Origin of the sequence: Actinoallomurus spadix, from assembly GCF_024055725.1 — a bacterium.
Classification (GTDB): Bacteria; Actinomycetota; Actinomycetes; order Streptosporangiales; family Streptosporangiaceae; genus Actinoallomurus; species Actinoallomurus spadix.
This window is the reverse complement of record NZ_JAMXMX010000007.1, coordinates 1-16054: the sequence shown is the minus strand read 5'-3', so window position 1 is coordinate 16054 and position 16054 is coordinate 1. Positions and strand designations below refer to the sequence as shown.

Annotated in this window: 17 protein-coding genes and 1 pseudogene; 15 read left to right on the top strand and 3 right to left on the bottom strand. The window is 71.5% G+C overall.

What is annotated here, in order from left to right; all coding sequences use genetic code 11:
• The first annotated feature begins 297 nt into the window (after positions 1–297).
• A complete protein-coding gene (locus NE235_RS11695; RefSeq protein WP_252801778.1) occupies positions 298–1398 on the top strand; it encodes a PP2C family protein-serine/threonine phosphatase in 1101 nt (366 codons plus the stop codon).
• Positions 1399–1756: 358 nt separating this feature from the next.
• On the opposite strand, the pseudogene NE235_RS11690 reads toward NE235_RS11695, so the two are convergent.
• A pseudogene (locus NE235_RS11690) lies at positions 1757–2062 on the bottom strand (TlpA family protein disulfide reductase); the annotation flags it as partial.
• A gap of 12 nt (positions 2063–2074) precedes the next feature.
• Complete coding sequence (locus NE235_RS11685) at positions 2075–3163, bottom strand: YncE family protein (RefSeq protein ID WP_252801776.1); 1089 nt, start codon at positions 3161–3163, stop codon at positions 2075–2077.
• 209 nt (positions 3164–3372) lie between these two features.
• Here NE235_RS11685 and NE235_RS11680 point away from each other — a divergent pair, with 209 nt between their 5' ends.
• The 3 genes from NE235_RS11680 to hypE are packed head-to-tail and all read left to right on the top strand — an operon-like array spanning position 3373 to position 5891.
• The gene (locus NE235_RS11680) at positions 3373–3642 is read left to right on the top strand and encodes a HypC/HybG/HupF family hydrogenase formation chaperone (RefSeq protein ID WP_252801774.1); all 270 of its coding nucleotides are present in this window, start codon (positions 3373–3375) and stop codon (positions 3640–3642) included.
• Between the two features lie 10 nt (positions 3643–3652).
• The gene (gene hypD, locus NE235_RS11675) at positions 3653–4780 is read left to right on the top strand and encodes a hydrogenase formation protein HypD (protein WP_252801772.1); all 1128 of its coding nucleotides are present in this window, start codon (positions 3653–3655) and stop codon (positions 4778–4780) included.
• A 28-nt stretch (positions 4781–4808) separates the two neighbouring features.
• Entirely contained in the window at positions 4809–5891 is a 1083-nt protein-coding gene (hypE, locus tag NE235_RS11670; protein ID WP_252801770.1) for a hydrogenase expression/formation protein HypE, read from the top strand.
• A gap of 24 nt (positions 5892–5915) precedes the next feature.
• On the opposite strand, the gene NE235_RS11665 is transcribed toward hypE, so the two are convergent.
• The gene (locus NE235_RS11665; protein ID WP_252801768.1) at positions 5916–6359 is read right to left on the bottom strand and encodes a PadR family transcriptional regulator; all 444 of its coding nucleotides are present in this window, start codon (positions 6357–6359) and stop codon (positions 5916–5918) included.
• Positions 6360–6642: 283 nt separating this feature from the next.
• Here NE235_RS11665 and NE235_RS11660 point away from each other — a divergent pair, with 283 nt between their 5' ends.
• The 11 genes from NE235_RS11660 to qcrB all read left to right on the top strand — a co-directional run bounded on the left by NE235_RS11660 (position 6643) and on the right by qcrB (position 15923).
• The gene (locus NE235_RS11660; RefSeq protein ID WP_252801765.1) at positions 6643–8253 is read left to right on the top strand and encodes a hypothetical protein; all 1611 of its coding nucleotides are present in this window, start codon (positions 6643–6645) and stop codon (positions 8251–8253) included.
• Positions 8250–8768: a hydrogenase maturation protease gene (locus tag NE235_RS11655; protein ID WP_252801763.1), complete on the top strand. Its 519-nt coding sequence runs from the start codon at positions 8250–8252 to the stop codon at positions 8766–8768. The genes NE235_RS11660 and NE235_RS11655 overlap by 4 nt, the downstream gene beginning before the upstream one ends.
• Entirely contained in the window at positions 8761–9117 is a 357-nt protein-coding gene (locus NE235_RS11650) for a hydrogenase maturation nickel metallochaperone HypA/HybF (protein ID WP_252801761.1), read from the top strand. Before NE235_RS11655 ends, NE235_RS11650 begins: the two co-directional genes overlap by 8 nt.
• Entirely contained in the window at positions 9117–9665 is a 549-nt protein-coding gene (locus tag NE235_RS11645) for a hemerythrin domain-containing protein (protein WP_252801759.1), read from the top strand. Before NE235_RS11650 ends, NE235_RS11645 begins: the two co-directional genes overlap by 1 nt.
• Complete coding sequence (locus NE235_RS11640; protein WP_252801757.1) at positions 9662–10750, top strand: NADH-quinone oxidoreductase subunit B family protein; 1089 nt, start codon at positions 9662–9664, stop codon at positions 10748–10750. Before NE235_RS11645 ends, NE235_RS11640 begins: the two co-directional genes overlap by 4 nt.
• Before the next feature lie 74 nt (positions 10751–10824).
• On the top strand, positions 10825–12621 hold the full coding sequence (locus NE235_RS11635; RefSeq protein ID WP_252801755.1) for a nickel-dependent hydrogenase large subunit: 1797 nt from the start codon (positions 10825–10827) through the stop codon (positions 12619–12621).
• The gene (locus NE235_RS11630; RefSeq protein ID WP_252801753.1) at positions 12614–13207 is read left to right on the top strand and encodes a NifU family protein; all 594 of its coding nucleotides are present in this window, start codon (positions 12614–12616) and stop codon (positions 13205–13207) included. The genes NE235_RS11635 and NE235_RS11630 overlap by 8 nt, the downstream gene beginning before the upstream one ends.
• Complete coding sequence (locus tag NE235_RS11625) at positions 13204–13935, top strand: DUF5947 family protein (protein WP_252801751.1); 732 nt, start codon at positions 13204–13206, stop codon at positions 13933–13935. The genes NE235_RS11630 and NE235_RS11625 overlap by 4 nt, the downstream gene beginning before the upstream one ends.
• Positions 13913–14122, top strand: a complete 210-nt coding sequence (locus NE235_RS11620; RefSeq protein WP_252801749.1) for a hypothetical protein — start codon at positions 13913–13915, stop codon at positions 14120–14122. The genes NE235_RS11625 and NE235_RS11620 overlap by 23 nt, the downstream gene beginning before the upstream one ends.
• A 19-nt stretch (positions 14123–14141) precedes the next feature.
• Entirely contained in the window at positions 14142–14246 is a 105-nt protein-coding gene (locus NE235_RS38650) for a DUF6893 family small protein (RefSeq protein WP_406567565.1), read from the top strand.
• Positions 14247–14333: 87 nt separating this feature from the next.
• The gene (gene qcrB, locus NE235_RS11615; protein WP_252801747.1) at positions 14334–15923 is read left to right on the top strand and encodes a cytochrome bc1 complex cytochrome b subunit; all 1590 of its coding nucleotides are present in this window, start codon (positions 14334–14336) and stop codon (positions 15921–15923) included.
• The last annotated feature ends 131 nt before the right edge of the window (positions 15924–16054 follow it).

The following is a 16054-nucleotide window of genomic DNA, read 5'->3' as shown; positions in this document are numbered from 1 at the left end:
CTGTAGGGAACGTGCCGTCACCCCGCCGACGGCCGCCTCGCGCGCCACGGCCGGTCTTCCCCTCGCCGGCCCGCGCGCGCCTCGCACAGCCGGGCCCGCCGCGGTAGCGCTCGAATCTGCCCCGTTAAGTGGCCCTTTCCCCCGATCGAAGCCGCGATACCACCATCTGTCCGATCCGCTCCGGATGAGCGCCGCCGAGCGAACGCGGGTGGGTTCGAGCCGTCGCCGGCCACGGACGGCGACGAGGCTGATCGATATACTGGAATCGATCATTGTCTAATGCAATGGTCATCCGGTGTGCCCGATGCCGGACACGCCGGTCCAGCATGGAGGTGGAGACGCATCGCCGAGGACGCCGGGACCGGAAGAGCCGACCCGATCGCGCGATGCCTGCCGTTCGCGATGATGGGCGCGGTCGCGATCGTCGACCTGGCCGCGGGCCCGGAGTTCGGCTACCTTCCCCTGCTCGCGCTGGGGCCGGCGTTCGCGGCCCTGCACTACGGAGCACGCCGGATCGTCCTGATCGGCCTCATCGCGTTCGTCCTCTGCATCGTGCTGGCGGCCTACGACAATGTCCTCGGGCACCGACAGGACAACCTCACGCTCGCCTCGATCATCGGCGTGACCTCGGCCAGCGCGCTGGCCGGCGCACGACGGCAGCAGCGCGAGCGCGAGCTGGCCACCGTGCGCACGGTGGCGGAGGTCGCCCAGCGGGTGCTGCCGCGCCCGGTCCCGCGGTCGGCCGGGCCACTGCTCATCGCCGTCAACTACACCTCGGCCGCCGCCGAGGCTCGGATCGGCGGCGACCTGTACGAGGTCGTCATCACCCCGTTCGGAGTCCGCATCCTGATCGGCGACGTCCAGGGCAAGGGGCTGGGGGCGGTCGAGACGGCCGCCGGCGTGCTCGGCGCCTTCCGGGAGGCGGCGTACGACGAGGCCGACCTTCCGGGTGTCGTCAACCGGCTGGAGAAGTCGCTGAGCCGCACCTTGTCCGGCGAGAAGTTCGTCACCGCCGCTCTCGCCCAGTTCGGCGACGACCACGTGACCCTCGTCGACTGCGGCCACCCTCCGCCGTTGATCCTCGGCCGCGACGGCGACCTCCGCCTCGTCGAGCCGGAGGAGCCGTCCCCGCCGCTCGGCATGACCGATCTGGCCGACGCGCCGCCGCGGCCGTACCAGGTGCCCTTCTCCCCCGGCGACCAGATGCTGTTCTACACCGACGGCGTCATCGAGGCCCGCGATGACGCCGGGACGTTCTATCCGCTCCTCGACCGCGCCGGCGTTCTCCGAAGCTCCGAGGCCGAACAGGCGTTGCGGGATCTGGAGGCGGACCTCGTCCGCCACACGGGCGGGCCGATCGCCGACGACGCCGCGATGCTCCTGGTCCGGCGTCGCTGACCACCGGTTCACCGTACGAACCATTCCGATTACCGTTGCATATTGCAATAGTGTCTGACGCTAACCTACTTCCCCGGGCCGGAGGATCGGACGACTTCCTCCTTGCCCAGCGGGGCCGGGGTGGCGCGCTCACGGCCCTCCGGGAGGCCCCGTGGGGCCTCATGGCCCTCTCCCTCCTCGTCGGCGCCGGCGCGGGCAGGTGATCGTCCACTGGGCCAGTGTGCGCCTCTCGCCGACGCGCAGCGTGAACAGCGCGATCCCGTACATGAGCGCGGCCCTTACCCGCCACGGCGCCCAGCCGCGTCCCGTCTCCGATGAGCCACGACATGCCGGGTCTCATCCCGCGTCATGGCCCGGCTCATCGCCGTGGCCCGGCGAGGCGCCGGGCCACGGCGGCGTCGAGGTCGGCCGGGGCGGTGACGCCCACCGCGCGGACGACACCGCGCTCGTCGACGAGCACATTCGTCGGGACCCCGCGGACGCCGAGCCGGGCGGCGTACGCGCCGGTCTCGTCGAGCAGGATCGTCCCCCGGACGTCCCATACCTCCGCGAAGTGGCGGGCCTCACGGGCGGCGTCCCGGCTCTCCCACACGTTGATCGATATGATCTCCAGCCCCGACCGGGCGGTACGGCGGCGCAGTGCCTCCAGGACCGGCGCCTCCGCGTTACAGGGGCCTCACCAGCTGGCGAAGAAATTGATCACGTACTTCTTCTCCGCCCACTCCCGGGTCGTGCGGATCCGCCCGGTGCGCAGGTCCGGCAGCGCGAAGCCGGGCAGGAGCCGCCCGACGGCCGGGTGCCCCGCCGGCGCCTCCGGCCCGGGCAGCCACGGCCGGTCCACGATCGTGAGCGTGCCGCTGCCCGCGTTCGACACGAGCAGGCGGCCCGTCGCGGGATCGATGACACAGTCCCCCGGTCCGTACCCGACCCGGATCCGGTGGCTCTCGGCGCCGGCGCGCACGTCGAGCACACTGACGGTGCCGGCCCCCCGGTTGCACACGTACACGTGACGGCCGTCCCGGGAGACCGCCAGGCCCACCGGAGCACGTTCCACCGGGAACGACCCGCCGACCCGCCCGTCGGCGAGCGAGAGCCACAGGACCGTGTTCTCCAGGGAGTTCGCGACGTACAGCCGGTCGGCCACCGGGTCGGCGACGACCTTGCACGGCCCGCGCCCCACCGGAATCCGGTCCAGCGGGCGCAGCGTCACCGGGTCGAAGACGGTGAGGGACGCGGCCATGAAGTTCGCGCAGTACCCGCGGTCGCGCCGCCGGTCGATCGCGATGCTGCCGGCGCCGAGCCCGGCGGGAATGACCCCGATCGGTGCGAGGCGGTCGGCGTCGACCACGGTGATCGTGGCCGCGGCCGTGTCACCGCTGAAGATCCGCCGGAGCCGCGGGTGGTACCCCAGGCCCGCCGGATAGGCACCCACGGCGATCCGCGCGAGCGGTTCCCCCGTGCCCGCGTCCAGGACGCTGACGATGTCGGACCGTGCGTCCGCGGTGAACAACCGCCCGGTCGGGGCGTCGAAGACGATCGGTATGGGCTCCCGCCCGACGCCCGCCCGCCAGACGGGCGTCATCCGGACGAGGTCGACGGCGGTCACGGCGTCGCTGCGTGAGCACGCCACGAACGCCCGCCGGCGCCGCACGTCGACCGCGACCGCCTCGGGCCCCATGCCGACGCGTGGCTGCGCCAGGACACGGTGGACACGATCGAGCCCGCCGGCCCCGTCCTCCGCCGCCGCCGACTCTACCGGGCCCATAGGGCTACGCCTTGCCGCCCGATCACCAGCGGAAACGGGACCGTACGCAAAGAAGGGGGATGATCACCGGTTCACTGCCGGAGCCGCCTTTCCCCGGAGATGACGGCCCGCATGACGGCCCGAGAGACGACCCGGGGTACGTAGCGCGACGAAGCCGAGTCACGCCTGGAGCCGGCGGGCCGGCCGGACGGTGAGGCGGGAGTACGCGGATGTGCCTGGGGATCCCTGGAGAACTCGTCGCGTTCGGCGACGACCCTCCGGACCTGGCGACGGTGGACGTGAGCGGAGTCCGGCGGCGGATCAACATCGGCCTGCTCGAAGGAGAGGACCTGCGGCCCGGGGACTGGGTCCTCGTCCACGTGGGCTTCGCGCTCTCCAAGATCTCCGAGTCGGAGGCCCAGGCCCTCCTGCAGTTCCTCGAGGACATGGGGCAGGCGTACGACGACGAGATCGCCGCCTTCCGAGAGTCGAGCCCGTAGGAGGGATCCGATGCGCTTCGTCGATGAGTTCCGCGACGCGGGCAAGGCGCGGGCGCTGGCCGCCCGCATCGCCGCGCTGTGCGAGCCCGGGCGGTCGTACCGCTTCATGGAGGTCTGCGGCGGTCACACCCACACGATCTACAAGCACGGCATCGAGGACTTCCTGCCCGAGGCGGTCCGGCTCGTCCACGGACCGGGCTGCCCCGTCTGCGTCATCCCGATGGGCCGGGTCGACGACGCGATCGCGATCGCCCGGCAGCCCGACGTGATCATGACGTCGTTCGGTGACATGATGCGCGTCCCCGGCGGGCAGGGGTCGTTCTTCGACGCGAAGGCGGCCGGTGCGGACATCCGGATGGTCTACTCCCCGCTCGACGCCCTGAAGATCGCGCGTGCGGAGCCCGGCAAGCGGGTGGTGTTCATGGCGATCGGCTTCGAGACGACCGCGCCGTCCACCGCGATGACCGTGCTGCGCGCCGCCGCGGACGGCGTGGACAACTTCGCGGTCTTCTGCAACCACGTCATGATCATCCCGGCGATCAAGGCGATCCTCGACTCCCCCGACCTGCGCCTCGACGGCTTCCTCGGCCCCGGGCACGTCTCGGCGGTGATCGGCTGCCGGCCGTACGAGTTCATCGCCCGCGACCACGGCAGGCCGCTCGTGTGCGCCGGGTTCGAACCGCTGGACATCCTCCAGTCGGTCCACCTGCTCCTGCGCCAGCTCGCCGAGGGCCGGGCGCAGGTCGAGAACCAGTACTCGCGGGTCGTGCCGTGGGACGGCAACCCGAAGGCCCTGCGCGTCATCGGCGAGGTGATGGAGCCCCGCCCGTACTTCGAGTGGCGCGGCCTCGGGTTCATCTCCCACTCCGCGCTCCGGATAAAGGAGGCGTACGCCCGGTTCGACGCCGAACGGATCTTCGACCTGCCGGGCGTCCGCGTCGCCGACCCGAAGGCCTGCCAGTGCGGCGAGGTGCTGAAGGGCGTGCTGCGGCCATGGGAGTGCAAGGTGTTCGGCACCGCCTGCACACCGGAGACCCCCATCGGCACCTGCATGGTCTCCTCCGAGGGCGCGTGCGCGGCGTACTACGCCTTCGGCCGGTTCAGCCGGGAGCGCGTACGGGAGGCGAGCCGCACGTGAGGAAGCGCGTACGGGAGACGAGCCGGCCATGAGCCTCGAAGAGAGCAGGGAACGACAGGTCCTGGACCGCATCGAGCGGGTACGGCGGCGCAGGCCCCGGCTCCGGGAGGAACGCGTCACACTGGCGCACGGCGCGGGCGGCAAGGCGACGAACACGCTGGTCGACGCGGTGTTCCTGGAGGCGTTCCGCAATCCGCTCCTCGAGGCCATGACGGACGGCGCGACCGTGACCGCCGGCGGCGCCCGCCTGGTCTTCACCACCGACTCGTTCGTGGTCTCCCCGCTCTTCTTCCCCGGCGGCGACATCGGCGACCTCGCGGTGAACGGCACGGTGAACGACCTGGCGGTCTGCGGCGCGCGGCCCCTGTACCTGTCCGCCGGCTTCGTCCTGGAAGAGGGCATGCCCGTCGACGACCTCCGCCGCGTCGTCGACTCGATGGCCCGGGCCGCGGCCCGGGCCGGCGTCCAGGTGGTGGCCGGCGACACGAAGGTCGTGCAGCGGGGACGAGCCGACGGCTGCTACATCACCACGGCCGGCCTCGGGGTCCTCACCGCCGACGTCGAGCTGTCCCCAGAGAACGTACGCCCCGGGGACGCGGTCCTGGTGTCCGGACCGATCGGTGACCACGGCATCACCGTGATGCTCGCCCGCGGCGAACTCGACATCGACGCGGACCTGGCCTCCGACACCGCCCCCCTGCACGAACTCTGCGCACTCCTGCTGAAGGCGGCCCCCGGCACCCGCGTGATGCGGGACGCGACCCGCGGCGGTGTCGCGACGGTACTGGCCGAGATCGCCACGGCGTCCGAGGTGGCCATCGTCGTCGACGAGGCGGCCCTGCCGGTCCGGCCGGAGGTCGCCGGCGCGGGCGAGCTCCTCGGCATCGACCCGCTGTACGTCGCCTGCGAGGGACGCATGGTCGCGATCGTGGACGGCACCGACGCCGACGCCGCACTCGCGGCGCTGCGCGCTCACCCCCTCGGTGCCGGCGCGGCGCTGATCGGAAGGGTCGCCGCGGACCCCGAGGGCCTCGTGCTGCTCAACACGGCGTTCGGCGGCACCCGGATCATCGACCTCCTCGTCGGCGACCCACTCCCCCGGATCTGCTGAGACACCCTTACCCGCGAAGCCTCGTCACCGCGCCCGCCGCCCGTGCTCCGCCGGCACCGAGCCCACCGCGTTCCTTCCCGCCTCGGCCGGCGCCGCCTCAACCGCCCCCGAGACCGCCGCGTGCCGCCCCAGGTAGTAGTCGAGGAGCGAGCGGGTCTCGGCGAGCACGCCGGCCCAGACGCCGAGGAGCTCCTCCCCGCACTCGGTGAGGTGGTACGTACGCCGCCGCGGTCCCGCCTCCGACGGCTCCCAGCGCGAACACAGCATCCCCTGGCGTTCGAGGGCGCGCAGCCTGCGGTAGAGGGTCCCCGGGTCGCCCTCCGCGAGACCGAAGGGCTTCAGCCGCTCGAACAGCTCATAGCCGTGCGCGGGCCGTTCCCGCAGCAGCAGGAGCAGGCAGCACTGCAGGAAGTTACGCGGCTCGCCGACGGACCGCGAACCGAGGGGATCCGGCCGTGAAACCGCCATGCCGCACCTCCGCTCACCCTCATCGCCGCAGGTGACGACGCACACTCTCACCTCGTGTACCCATGCGATCACCACCGCACCCCTGCCGCCATCGACCCAGGTGAAGGACGCCGCCGTTATGGCCTGACGCGGCAGCGCATCGTCACCTCGAGCCCTAACGGACCACGCCACCTAGAGGAGTCGGTCACTTACCGAACGTGGCGATCGTGGCCTATACCGGTAAGGCCCGCCTTCCGGCGGGGAAGGTCCGGGCTCGCGCTCCGGCGCAGGAGGGATAGCGATCATGGCAGCTGAGCCGGTCACCACCGGCACCGCCTTCGATCGGGCCCTGGCGGTCGCCGACGCGATCCTCTACGAGGGCTATCTGCTGTACCCGTACCGCCGCTCGTCGGCGAAGAACCAGGTCCGCTGGCAGTTCGGCGTGCTGACGCCGCGGGCCTGGACCGAGGCGCGCGGCGCGGACGACGAGGGCCTGGCCGGGTCCGCCGAGGGCTGGTGGCAGCGGACCGTGTGCCTGCTGCAGGCGGGCGAGGAGTCCGTCGTGCAGTGCCGCCTTCGGTTCCTGCAGCTGCTGCGCCGGTCCGTCGAAGAACGCGCCACGGACAACGCCCGCCGCCCCGCCGACACGATCAGCTCGGCGACCGGCTCCGGGATCGGCTCTGCGGACCGTTCCCGAACCAGCTCCGAGAGCGGGACCGGGGGCGAGAGCGGGAGCGGGAGCGGGTTCGATCAGGCGATTCCTCGGGAGTTCGACCTGCGGTTCGTTCTCGGGGAGGCGCTGGCCGGTGAACGGCGGTTCGCGTTCCGGGCGCCCGGTGGCTCGGACGTCGAGACGCTCCGGGACGAGGACGGACGTCCGGTGGGGCGGGTAACGGTCCGGTTCTGGCCGGTGGAGGCGTCGGTGACGGTCTCCGCCGCCCGCTGCCCCGGCCGGTCCCGGCTCATCCGGCTGCGCGTCCGCGTCGAGAACGCCGACCGTACGACCCCCGTGGGCGTGCCCCGCGCCGAGGCGCTGCGGCGATCTCTGATCGCCGTCCATACGATCTACGCGGGGCGGGACGCGTCGTTCGTCTCACTGCTCGACCCGCCGCAGTGGGCCGAGGCGGAGGCGAAGGCGTGCGCGAACGTGCGCACCTTTCCCGTGCTCGCGGGTCCGCACGGCACCCGGGATCTGCTCCTGTCCTCGCCGATCATCCTCTACGACCACCCTCGGGTCGCTCCGGAGAGTCCCGGCGACCTGAACGACGCCACCGAGATCGACGAGATCCTCTCGCTGCGGACGCTCACGCTCACGGACGCCGAAAAACGGGAGGCCCGCGCGACCGATCCCCGCGCCGCCGCCATCATCGACCGGGTCGACGCGATGCCGCCGGAGGTGCTGTCCCGCCTGCACGGCGCCATCCGCTCACTCAAGCCACTTCCTTCGGCGACGGTCGCGGGCGACCCGCGGCCGTCCCGGTGGACGCCGCCGGACGACGCGGAACTGCCGCCCGGCAGCGACGCCGTCACGGTCGCCGGCCGCCGCGTCGCCAAGGGTTCGCGGGTCCGTCTGCTGCCGCGCGAGGGCGGTGACCCGCAGGACATGTTCCTGGCGGGCCGGACCGGCCGGGTGGAGGCCGTACTCCTGGACGTCGACGGCTCCCAGCACCTGGCCGTCACGCTGGAGGGTGATCCCGGGGCGGGGCTCGACCGCTGGTACGGGCGGTTCCGGTACTTCTCCCCCGCCGAGGTCGAGCCGCTCGACGACAACGCCGGGGACCCCGGCGGCTCCGAAGCTTTCGGGGTCTCCGGGGCTTCCGGGAGTTCCGAGGCTTCCGGGGGCTCCGGCGGCCCCGAGGGTCCCGGCGGTCCCGGGGGTCCTGGGAACTCCGGGGACGGCGGGGAGGGGCGGTGAGCGGGCCGTGCCGCCGGGTGCTCGTGGCGGGCATCGGCAATGTCTTCCTCGGCGATGACGGTTTCGGTGTCGAGGTGGTCCGCCGCGTCGATCCGGCCGCGCTCCCGCCGACGGTGGACGTGGCCGACTACGGGATCCGGGGCGTTCACCTCGCGTACGAGCTGCTCGACGGCCGCCACGAGACCTTGATCATGGTCGATGCCGTACCGCTCGACGGGCCCCCGGGAACGCTCGCCGTCCTGGAGGTCGATCCGAGGCCGGAGCCGGCGGCCCCGCCGGCGCTCGACGGGCACGGCATGAACCCGGAGGCCGTACTGGCGCTGCTCCGGAATCTCGGCGGGCGGATCGACCGTGTCCTCGTCGTGGGCTGCCGTCCGGCGGTCGTCGACGAGCGGATGGAGCTGTCCGGGCCGGTGCGCGCCGCGCTGGACGACGCGGTGTCCCTGGTGACCACGCTGGCCCGTGACGAGGCCGCGAAGACCTGGCAGACGGAGAGGCGGCCCGCCGATGCATGAGATGGGACTGTGCGACGCGATCGTCGAGGCGGCCGTACGCCGCGCCGGTGGGCATCGCGTGACGAGTATGCGGGTCCGGGTCACCGGGCACCCGGTCGACGCGGGCGTGATCGACCAGGGTCTGCGGCTGGCCGCGGCCGGGACGGTCGTCGAGGGGGCGAACGTCGAGGTGGTCGCCCGGCCGCCGTCGGTGCGGTGCCGCGACTGCGGCGCGCGTTCCGACGCCGCCGACCCGCGCCTGCTGGTCGCGTGCCCGCGGTGCGGTGGCGTCGACGTCGACGCGACCGGCGCCGAGGAGGTCGTGCTGGAGGCCATCGCGTTCGACACGGCGCGGGAAGGGAGCTCGTGATGATGGACGGGACCGAACTGCTCGAGCACGATCACCGGATCGTGGAGCAGATGTTCCGCGACTACGAGACGGCGGCCTCGGCCGTACAGCGGCGGGGGGTCGTGGAGATCCTCATCCGCGAGCTGTCGAAGCACGCGTCGCTGGAGGAGCTGCTCGTCTACCCGCTGGCCAAGAAGGTGATCCCCGAGATGGCCGGCGAGGTCGACGAACACCTGAGCGAGCACATGGGGCTGAAGAGGATCCTCGCGAGTCTGGACCGGCTGTCGGCCGGTGACCGGCTGGAGGGCGACCTGGTCGCCGAGCTGCGGCGCGAGGTCGAGCACCACGTGCAGGAGGAGGAGGGCGAGTTCTTCCCGCGGCTACGGGAGGCCCTCGGCCCGGAGGCGCTCGGCGACCTCGGCGAGCAGCTGAGGAAGGGCAAGCGCGCGGCGCCCACCCGGCCGCACCCGCACGCGCCGAACGAACCGCCCGCGCTGGCGATGGCCGCACCGGTCGCCGCGGTGTACGACCGGGTCCGCGACCGGCTGCAGAGGAGGCCCCGCACATGAGCGTCGAGACCGGATTCCCGCACGCCGCCGAGCAGCCCACGACCGGTCAGGAGCGGAAGGGCTTCGAGCACATCGACATCCTGTGGATCTCCGAGGGCATGAGCTGCGACGGCGACACGGTCGCGATGACCGCCGCCGGGCAGCCGCCGATCGAGGATGTGGTGCTCGGTCTCATTCCCGGGCTGCCGCGGGTCACCCTGCACAACAAGGTGCTGTCGCCCGCGCAGGGCGGCGAGCAGTTCCTGGCGCCGTTCCGCGCGGCGGCCGCCGGGGAGCTGGAGCCCTTCATCCTCGTGATCGAGGGTTCCATCCCCAACCAGAACATCATCGAGGGCGACGGGTACTGGACGTCCTTCGGCAACGACCCGGAGACCGGTGAGCCGCTGACGCTGAACTGGTGGCTGGACCGTCTCGCGCCGAAGGCGTGGGCGGTGGTCGCGGCGGGGACCTGCGCGACGTACGGCGGGATCCACGCGATGGCCGGCAACCCGACGGGCTGCATGGGCCTGGCCGACTACCTCGGCTGGGACTTCCGGTCGACCGCCGGGCTGCCGATCGTGAACGTCCCCGGCTGCCCGATCCAGCCCGACAACTTCATGGAGACGCTGACCTGGGTGCTGTACCACGCCGCCGGGGGCGCGCCGCCGCCTCCGCTGGACGAGCTGCTGCGCCCGCAGTGGCTGTTCGGCAAGACCGTCCATGAGGGCTGTGACCGGGCCGGGTACTACGAGCAGGCGGACTTCGCCAAGGACTACAACTCGCCGAAGTGCCAGGTGAAGATCGGCTGCTGGGGGCCGGTCGTCAACTGCGACGTGCCCAAGCGCGGCTGGATGGGCGGCGTCGGCGGCTGCCCGAACGTCGGGGGCATCTGCATCGGCTGCACGATGCCCGGCTTCCCGGACAAGTTCATGCCGTTCATGGACGAGCCACCGGGCGGGTCGCTGTCGTCGGCGCTGGCCAAGCCGTACGGGATGTTCATCCGCCGGATGCGGGGCTTCACGAACCAGGCGCTCAACACCGAGCCGAAGTGGCACCACAACAGACCCGAACTGACCAGCGGCTACAACCCGCGCTGGCGTCCCTGACCCCGGACGGGCCCAGACCGGCCCACCGGCCCGGAGGCCTACGCCGGCCCGGACCTCGAAGGAGACCGACGACCATGGCAGTGACCGAACGGACGCGGGAGAAACGCGGCGCCGGTGAGCAGCTCGTCGAGATGGCCTGGGATCCGATCACGCGGATCATCGGCAATCTCGGCATCTACACGAAGATCGATTTCGCGAACCGGCGGGTGGCGGAGTGCCATGCCACGTCGTCGCTGTTCCGCGGCTACTCGGTGTTCATGAAGGGCAAGGACCCGCGGGACGCGGGCTTCATCACGAGCCGGATCTGCGGCATCTGCGGGGACAACCACACGACCTGCTCGGTGTACGCGCAGAACATGGCGTACGGCATCAAGACGCCGCCGCTCGGTGAGGACATCATCAATCTCGGCGAGGCGGCCGAGTACATGTTCGACCACACGATCTACCAGGACAATCTCTGCTTCGTCGACTTCTGCGAGGCGATGGTCAAGGCCACGAACCCGAGCGTGCTGCAGCGGGCGCGGCGGACCGACGCGCCGCACGCGGAGATCCACGGGTACCGCACGATCGCCGACATCATGGAGGCGTACAACCCGTTCGAGGGCGAGGTGTACAAGAACGCCCTGCGGGTCAGCCGGGTCACGCGGGAGATGTTCTGCAAGATGGAGGGGCGGCACGTCCACCCCTCGACGCTGTATCCGGGCGGTGTCGGGACGATGCCCGAGCCGACCCTGTTCACCGACTACCTGAGCCGGCTCGTCTCGATCCTCGACTTCGTGAAGAAGGCCGTCGCGATGAACGACGACGTCTTCGACTTCTTCTACGAGGCGCTGCCCGGCTACGAGGAGGTCGGGCGCAGGCGTGTCCTCCTCGGCTGCTGGGGCGCCTGGCAGAACCCGGACGTCTGCGACTACCGGTACGAGAACATGAGCCGCTGGGGCCGCGCGATGCACGTCACCCCGGGCGTCGTCGTGGACGGTGAGCTGGTCACGACGGACCTCGTCGACATCAATCTCGGTATCCGCATCCTGCTCGGCAGCTCCTACTACGAGGACTGGGTGAACGAGGAGCCGTTCGTCACCCACGACCCGCTGGGCAACCCGGTCGACATCCGGCACCCGTGGAACCAGACGACGATCCCGGTGCCGCAGAAACGCGACTTCGAGGACAAGTACAGCTGGGTGATGAGCCCTCGCTGGTTCGACAAGCGCACCGGCGAGCTCCTGGCCCTCGACACCGGTGGCGGGCCGTTCGCCCGCCTGTACGCCACGGCGCTCGCCGGGCTGGTCGACACCCCGTACGTCAAGGCGACCGGGTCGAGCGTGCGGATAAGCCTGCCGCGCAGCGAGAAGCTCCCGGAGACGACGCTGGAGTGGCGGATCCCGAAGTGGTCCAACGCGATCGAACGGGACCGCGCCCGCGCGTACTTCATCGCCTACTCCGCGGCGATGTCGCTGTACTTCCTCGAACGCGCGATGGGGCGGATGCGCGCCGGGGACATGAAGGTGTTCCAGGACTTCGAGGTCCCGGACGAGGGCATCGGCTGCGGGTTCCACGAGGCGGTGCGCGGCGTGCTGTCCCACCACCTCGTCATCAAGGACAAGAAGATCGCGAACTACCATCCGTACCCGCCGACGCCGTGGAACGCCAGTCCCCGCGACGTCCACGGCGTCCCCGGCCCGTACGAGGACGCCGTCCAGGACATGCCGATCTTCGAGGAGAACGGCCCGGACGACTTCAAGGGCGTGGACATCATGCGGGCGGTCCGCAGCTTCGACCCGTGCCTGCCGTGCGGGGTCCACATGTACCTCGGCAAGGGCAACGTGCTGAAGAAGCTGCACTCGCCGACGTTCGGGGCGTCCCATGGCTGACCGGCCGGCCGACCGGCCCGCCGCCGGCCTGCCGGAGGAGGAGGTCCAGGACCGGCTCATGCGCCTCGACGTGCTCCTGGAACGCCTCGAACGGGCCACCGGGGACGACGCCGAGACCGCGCGCCACGCGGTCGAGGCCCTCACCGAGGTGTACGGCACCGCCCTCGCCCGCCTGATGGCCCTGGTCGGCGGGGTGCCGGAGCTGTCCACGGCACCGGCGCGGGACGAACTGCTGCACCACCTGCTCGTCCTGCACGGCCTGCACCCGCAGCCGGTCGAGGAGCGCGTGGCGCGGGCCCTCGACGACGTACGGGAGGCGCTCCGGCCCCGCGGTGAGACGGTCGAGCTGACCGGGATCGCGGACGGCGTCGCCCGCCTGCGCTGGTCGGGTGGCGGTGGCTGCGCGTCGTCGGCCGCCTCGGTCGAGCGCGCGCTCGCCGAGTCGGTGCTCACGATGGCGCCCGAGCTGCGCCGGGTCGAGGTCAGCCCCGCCCCGGCCGCGCGGCCGGCCCCGGCGGTGATCCCGGTCGAGTCGCTGCTGCGCCGGCCGGCCGCGTCCGCCCGCCCCGGGAGCCGGACGCCATGACGGGCCCGGAGGCGGACGCCATGACGGGCCCGGAGGCGGACGCCATGACGGGCCCGGAGGCGGACGCCATGACGGGCCCGGAGGCGGACGACGTGACGGGCCCGGAGGCGAAGAGACCGCGGGGAGCCTCGGGCGCCCTGCGGCGCGTCATCCACCGGGCGACGGCGGACGGGCGTTCCCAGGCGCTGTGCGAGCTGTGCGCGCACTCGGCCCCGCAGGAGCACCGCCACCTGCTGGACCTGCGGACGCGGGAGCCGCGGTGCGTCTGCCGCGCCTGCTCGGTCCTGTTCGAGCGCGACGAGGCCGCGGAGGGGCGCTACCGGCTGATCCCCGACCGGCGGGTCCGCCTCCCGGCGTTCTCCCCGGCGTCACTGGGCGTTCCCGTCGGGCTGGCGTTCTTCGTACGGCGGTCGGACGGACGCGTCGACGCGCACTACCCGAGCCCGGCGGGCGCCACCCGGTGGGAGGTCGACCCGGCGGCGTGGGAGTCGGCCGTACGGGACACCGCCGGGCTGGCGGACCTGAAGGCTGAGGTGGAGGCGCTGCTCGTCAACACCGCCCGGGGGCGTTCGGAGGCGTGGCTCGTCCCCGTCGACGACTGCCACCGGCTCGTCGCGATCGTCTGCCGCCACTGGCGCGGGATGTCGGGCGGCGAGGTCGTGTGGACCGAGATCGAGCGATTCTTCGACGAACTGAGGAGGCGCCATGGGCCGCATCCGGGTCGGTAAGCCGCACGTGAAGATCGACACTCCCTCCCACGTACGGGGCATCCGCGAGGGCAACGCCAAGCGGTCGATGAGCCGGCAGATCGGCCACCACAAGGACCACACCGCCGACGCCCGCCGTTCGACGGGGATCCGGCCGAAGAAGCACGACGCGATCCTCAAGATCATGCCGAACCTGCCGCCGGGCTGACGAGGGAAGGAGAGGACACATGGCCAAGAAGGTGCTGATCGGCGTGGCCGTCGCCGGTGTCGTGACGGTGGTCGTCCGGGAACTCCCGGCGCTCCGAAGGGAGATCAAGATCTGGCGCATGTGACCGTACCGCCCCCGATGCGGCAAGACTCCGTCAATACCCCGCTGACCGGCGTTTTTCCGTACCGGGTCCGGGTAGGAGCATCGCGTCGTGGCGGGTAGGAGCACTCTGATCTTCCGGGCGGAACGCGCCGTCGACGAAAGGGTCGGCAGCTCGTCGTTCCTGCGGCGCAACGTCCGGAAGGTCTTCCCCGAGCAGTGGTCGTTCCTGCTCGGCGAGATCGCGCTCTACTCGTTCGTCACGCTCGTCCTGACTGGCGTCTTCCTCACGATGTTCTTCAAGCCGTCGGAGCACGAGGTCGTCTACACCGGGAACTACCCGCAACTGCGCGGGACCTCGATGAGCGAGGCGTACGCCTCGACGGTGCACCTGTCCTTCGACATCCGCGGCGGCCTGCTCGTCCGGCAGATCCACCACTGGGCCGCGCTGCTGTTCGTCGCCGCGATCTGCGTGCACCTCATGCGGATCTTCTTCACCGGCGCCTTCCGCAAGCCCCGGGAGATCAACTGGGTGATCGGGACGACGCTGTTCGCGCTGGCCGTCGCGGAGGGGTTCGGCGGCTACTCGCTGCCGGACGACCTGCTGTCCGGGACCGGTCTGCGCATCTTCGAGGGCATCCTGCTGTCCATCCCGGTGGTGGGGACGTACCTCACCTTCTTCGTCTTCGGCGGGGAGTTCCCCGGTGATCAGTTCATCCCGCGCTTGTTCACCGTCCACGTCCTGCTGATCCCCGGCATCCTGATCGCGCTCATCGGCGCGCACCTGATGCTCATCTGGCACCAGAAGCACACCCAGTGGCCGGGGCCGAAGAGGACCGAGCGCAACGTCGTCGGGTCCCCGACCTTCCCGCAGTTCCTCACGCACACGCTCGCGTTCTTCCTGTACGTCCTGGGCGCGCTGGCGCTCCTCGGCGCGTGGGCGCAGATCAACCCGATCTGGCTGTACGGCCCGTACCGGCCCGACGTGGTCTCCTCGGGTTCCCAGCCAGACTGGTACGTCGGCTTCCTCGAGGGCTCGTTGCGGATCATGCCGCGGCTCGCGTTCAGCTTCGCCGGGCACAGCGTCGCCCTGAACGTCCTGGTGCCCGCGGTGATCCTGCCGCTGGTGTTCTTCACCCTCATCGGGCTGTACCCCTTCTTCGAGCGGTGGGTGACCGGGGACGACCGCCCCCACCACCTGTGCGACCGCCCGCGCAACGTCCCCACCCGTACGGCCCTCGGCGTCGCGGCCATCGTCTGGTACGGGAACCTGTGGGCGGCCGGCGGGAACGACGTCATCGCGGAGGTGTTCAAGGTCCGGCTGGAGTACACGACCTGGTTCTTCCGCGTGGGCTTCTTCGTCCTTCCCGTGGTCGCGTTCGTCGTCACGCGGCGGCTGTGCCTGTGGCTGCAGCGTTCCGACGCCGAAGCGCTCCACGAGGGCGTCGAGAGCGGAACTCTCAAGCGCCTGCCCAGCGGCGAGTACGTCGAGGTCCACGACCGCCCGCAACCGGAGAAGGCCCTGGTCACGCGGACCGTGCACCCCGGCGAGCTCGTACGGCCGATCCCCGACCACGTCATCCCGCTGCCGACGCCGGGCCGGGTCCTGGCGCAGGTCCGCGCCCGCCTCAACCACGCCTACGTGCACTACACCGCCGAGATGCCCACCCCGGACGAGCGCCGGGAGCTGGAGGATCGGTGACTACTCGATCCCCTTGACCTCCTCCTGGCCTTCGTGGCCGAGGAACGGATAGTGCAGGTCGACGGCCGGCCGGTCAGAGCGGATCTTGGCGATGGCGCGGAAGTTGTGGCGGGGCGGCGGGCAGGAGGTCG

Bases quoted from the DNA above. Each gene is read 5' to 3' on its own strand.
- NE235_RS38650 (WP_406567565.1), top strand. From the start codon at position 14,142: ATGGCCAAGAAGGTGCTGATCGGCGTGGCCGTCGCCGGTGTCGTGACG.
- NE235_RS11665 (WP_252801768.1), bottom strand. From the start codon at position 6,359: ATGGCGGTTTCACGGCCGGATCCCCTCGGTTCGCGGTCCGTCGGCGAG.
- NE235_RS11685 (WP_252801776.1), bottom strand. From the start codon at position 3,163: ATGGGCCCGGTAGAGTCGGCGGCGGCGGAGGACGGGGCCGGCGGGCTC.
- NE235_RS11630 (WP_252801753.1), top strand. From the start codon at position 12,614: ATGGCTGACCGGCCGGCCGACCGGCCCGCCGCCGGCCTGCCGGAGGAG.
- NE235_RS11625 (WP_252801751.1), top strand. From the start codon at position 13,204: ATGACGGGCCCGGAGGCGGACGCCATGACGGGCCCGGAGGCGGACGCC.
- hypD (WP_252801772.1), top strand. From the start codon at position 3,653: ATGCGCTTCGTCGATGAGTTCCGCGACGCGGGCAAGGCGCGGGCGCTG.
- NE235_RS11660 (WP_252801765.1), top strand. From the start codon at position 6,643: ATGGCAGCTGAGCCGGTCACCACCGGCACCGCCTTCGATCGGGCCCTG.
- NE235_RS11680 (WP_252801774.1), top strand. From the start codon at position 3,373: ATGTGCCTGGGGATCCCTGGAGAACTCGTCGCGTTCGGCGACGACCCT.
- hypE (WP_252801770.1), top strand. From the start codon at position 4,809: ATGAGCCTCGAAGAGAGCAGGGAACGACAGGTCCTGGACCGCATCGAG.
- NE235_RS11645 (WP_252801759.1), top strand. From the start codon at position 9,117: ATGATGGACGGGACCGAACTGCTCGAGCACGATCACCGGATCGTGGAG.
- NE235_RS11650 (WP_252801761.1), top strand. From the start codon at position 8,761: ATGCATGAGATGGGACTGTGCGACGCGATCGTCGAGGCGGCCGTACGC.
- NE235_RS11635 (WP_252801755.1), top strand. From the start codon at position 10,825: ATGGCAGTGACCGAACGGACGCGGGAGAAACGCGGCGCCGGTGAGCAG.
- NE235_RS11620 (WP_252801749.1), top strand. From the start codon at position 13,913: ATGGGCCGCATCCGGGTCGGTAAGCCGCACGTGAAGATCGACACTCCC.
- NE235_RS11640 (WP_252801757.1), top strand. From the start codon at position 9,662: ATGAGCGTCGAGACCGGATTCCCGCACGCCGCCGAGCAGCCCACGACC.